Raw genomic sequence first — 3,509 nt, 5'->3', positions numbered from 1 at the left:
CACGTACGCCCGCATGCACACGCTGCGCACACCGAAAGACCTCGCGTGGCCGACGTGGGGCGTCCCGGCGGCGAGCCCGCGCGCGTGGTTCGAGGCCGTGTACGGCGAAACGGCGTGGGACGACATCGCCTTCTTCCCGACCGTCGCGTGGCAAGGGTTCCTGCAGTGGTATCGCACGGTCGCCGGCATCGAAGTCGTCGGTTCGACCGCGCTGACGTCGATCACCCCGACGGATGCCGACGGCCCCCTGCGCCTGCACCTCGAGGGCCCCGACGGCTCGTGGGTGCTGCTCGCCCGGCACGTCGTGCTCGCCACCGGCATCGAGGGCGCGGGCGGGCGGTACCTGCCGTCGCTGCTCGACGCGCTCCCCGCGGACCGCGTCCATCACACGCACGACGCGATCGACTTCGCCGCCCTCGCCGGGAAGCGCATCGGCATCCTGGGCGCCGGCACCGGCGCGTTCGACAACGCCGCCACGGTCAGCGTGTGCGCATCGGAGAGCTCCTTCTGGACGGTGAGGTCGTGATTGTGCGTGGCCACCGCGATCTCGAGCGCGAGAGAACGGACGGGCATCTCCCGCTCACGCGTGTCGCGGGAGCTCGAGCGCGCCATGTGGTCGAGCGCGATCTGCAGTGCCTCCGCGCGAAGTCTCACGAGCGAGGCCTGCACGCGCGCCACACGAACGGACTCGTCGCGAATCGCCTCCACGAGCGCCCGCATCCGCTCCCGCTCCCGCTCGTCGGCGGGAGGCTCGGAGTCTGGGGGAGGCTGGCAAGACATGCTTTCAGCGTAGAACATATATTCGAATGTCAGGGGAACTCTCACCCATGCCGGCCGCCGATTCACCCGCTCCCGCTGTGGGTGGCCCACCCTCAGGGATTCGCGTGCCGGGTCCGGTCGTAGCCCGGTGCGCCGTCGCGCCGAATCCCCCGCATCTCCTCCGGGTCGCATCCGCCGCCCTGAGTCGCCCGATCCGCAGCTCGTCGTGGCTCGCGAGAGCGCTGTCGGCCCCGCCTGCTCCAGCGCCGTCCATCGAACTCGCCGGAGCACGGCCGGGCGATCCTGCGCCTGCATCGTCAGCCGACGGGCATCTGCCCCGTCACCGAACGGCATTCGCCTCGTCGTCCCGCGCCGGTATCCGCCCCGTCGACCGAACCTGCTCCGGCGCGGCAGCGCGCGCCACCGCGCTCGTCCACCTACCCCCGCCCGGGACGCCCCAGAATCTCCAGTGCCGCCATCGCCGCATTCTGGCCGCCGATACCGCTCACCGCTCCGCCGCGCCGGGCCGATGAGCCGCACACCAGCACCCGTGCGTGCCCGGTCTCGACGCCCCACCGCTCCGCGGGCCCGAGACCGGCGCTGGCAGCGCTACCTTCCCCCGCCCGGTCGGTCGCACCGGCTTCGGCGCCGCGATCCGCCTCCGCCCCCACCCCGTCGGCTGCACCAACGCCCCTGCCGGCCGCACCGCCGCCGCCGTGCGCACCCGCCCGGTCGGTCGCACCGGTTCCCCCACCCGCGCCCGCGCCACCGCCGCTCGAACCGCGCCCACCGCTGCCCCCCTCCAGCCACGGCCATGACAGCCCGCCGTGGAAGATGTCGCCGCCGATCATCCCGAGCGACCGCTCCAGGTCGGTTGTGGTGCGGGCTTCGATGCACAACCGTCCGTCGGGGGCCTCCATGATGCAGTTCCGTAGCGGCTCCGCGAGCACCGAGTCCAGCGATCGCTGCGCCGCCGCGAGCAGGCGGGCGCCGGCCGCGACCGGGTCCTCCCCGTCGATCAGCCGGTGCGGCACCTCCAACCCGAACAGCGTGAGGGTCTGCGCCCCGCTCGCGCGGAGCTCGTCACCGAGGATCGACGGGTCGGTCAGCGAATGGCAGTAGATCTCGGCCGGAAGCGGCTCGGGCACGAGACCGGCGGATGCCGCGACGTAGGCGGCATCCAGTTGGGTCATGGTCTCGTTGACGTGGAACGTGCCGGCGAACGCGGCCTCGGGGGAGACCGCCGTGTCTCGGAGGCGGGGCAGCCGGGACAGCAGCATGTTGACCTTGATCTGCGCGCCCTCGGGCTCGGGCGCGGTCGTCGGTGCGCCTCCCGCGGTGAGCAGCCGCGCGAGGACGGCTCGCCCCACCCCGCTCAGCACGACGTCGCCCACGTACACCTCGGCGCGGCCGGTCACGGCGTGCACCTCACCCGACGGTGAGACGGAGATGACCTCGACGCCGGTGCGGATCTCGGCGCCGGCGTCGCGCGCGGCGCGTTCGAGCTCGGCGGTCACCGCGCCCATGCCGCCGACCGGGACGTCCCAGTCCCCGGTCCCGCCGCCGATGACGTGATAAAGGAAGCATCGGTTCTGCGCGAGCGACGGGTCGTCCGACGACGCGAAGGTACCGATGAGGCCGTCGGTCAGCGCGATGCCCCGGACGAGATCACTGGCGAGAGAGCCACGCAGAAGCTCGCCGAGCGGCCGCTCCGTCAGCGCCTCCCACAGCTCGTCGTCGCCGAGCCGCGCGCGCACCTCGTCCGCGGTCGGCAGCGGCTCGGTCATCGTCGGGAAGACCGCCCGCGCGAGCGGGAGGAGGCGTTCGCCGAAGGCCGCGAACCGCCGCGCCTCCTCGGCGTCGCCGAGCGTCCGCGCGAACGAGGCGGTGGTCGCCTCGGCATCCGCAGTGTCGATCAGGATGCCGCGCGTCGGATCGGCCGGATCCGGCGTGTACGACGAATACCGCCGACGTCGCAATTCCAGCCGGAGGCCGAGGTCGTCGATGATTCTCCGGGGCAGGAGACTCACGAGATAGGAATACCTCGAGAGGCGGGCATCGACCCCCGGCCACGGTCGCTCCGACACGGCCGCACCGCCCACGGCATCCTGTCTCTCGAGAATCACGACCGATCTGCCGGCGCGCGCGAGATACGCCGCGGCGACCAGGGCGTTATGCCCTCCGCCGACGATGACGACGTCGTATCGAGTGGTCTCCGGGGGGTTCATGCGCCCACGCTAGCCACCCCGTCCGACATCGCCCAGGGGGTGGCATCCCCAGTAGCGTGGATGCCATGACTCTCGCCGCAGATCTGCTCGACATCGCCACCCGCATCGCTCGCGAGGCCGGCGATCTGGCCGCCCGGCGCCGCCGCGAGGGGCTCGAGATCGCCACGAAGTCCGTCGCCGCCGACATCGTCACCGCTGCGGACAAGGAGGTGGAGGCCTTCGTCCGCGCGGAGTTGGCGCGGGAACGTCCCGACGACGGCTTCTTCGGCGAGGAGTCCACCGCGCAGGAGAGCCGCAGCGGCATCACGTGGGTCGTCGATCCGATCGACGGCACGGTCAACTACGCGTACGGCATCCCGGCATGGGCCGTGAGCATCGCCGCCGTCGAGGGGTCGGACGATCCGGCGACCTGGAGCGCGCTCGCCGGCGTCGTCTACAACCCCGTCTCCGGGGAGATGTTCCGCGCCTGGCGCGGCGGCGGCGCGTGGCTCGGCGACCAGCGGCTCTCGGTCACGCCCGAGG

Annotated in this window: 2 protein-coding genes and 1 pseudogene; 2 read left to right on the top strand and 1 reads right to left on the bottom strand. The window is 72.5% G+C overall.

The genetic code is table 11. The features are described from left to right. A pseudogene (locus I5G_RS13955) lies at window positions 1-526 on the top strand (hypothetical protein); the annotation flags it as partial. A gap of 670 nt (window positions 527-1,196) precedes the next feature. On the opposite strand, the gene I5G_RS22590 reads toward I5G_RS13955, so the two are convergent. After that, window positions 1,197-2,987, bottom strand: coding sequence for an NAD(P)/FAD-dependent oxidoreductase (locus tag I5G_RS22590; protein WP_022879608.1), 1,791 nt, complete (start codon window positions 2,985-2,987; stop codon window positions 1,197-1,199). A gap of 65 nt (window positions 2,988-3,052) precedes the next feature. Here I5G_RS22590 and I5G_RS13945 point away from each other — a divergent pair. Next, a partial coding sequence (locus I5G_RS13945) for an inositol monophosphatase family protein (protein WP_022879607.1) occupies window positions 3,053-3,509 on the top strand: 457 nt, incomplete at its 3' end.

This window comes from Microbacterium sp. B19, from assembly GCF_000333395.1.
Taxonomy (GTDB): domain Bacteria; phylum Actinomycetota; class Actinomycetes; order Actinomycetales; family Microbacteriaceae; genus Microbacterium.
This window is presented reverse-complemented; position numbering and strand designations above follow the sequence as displayed.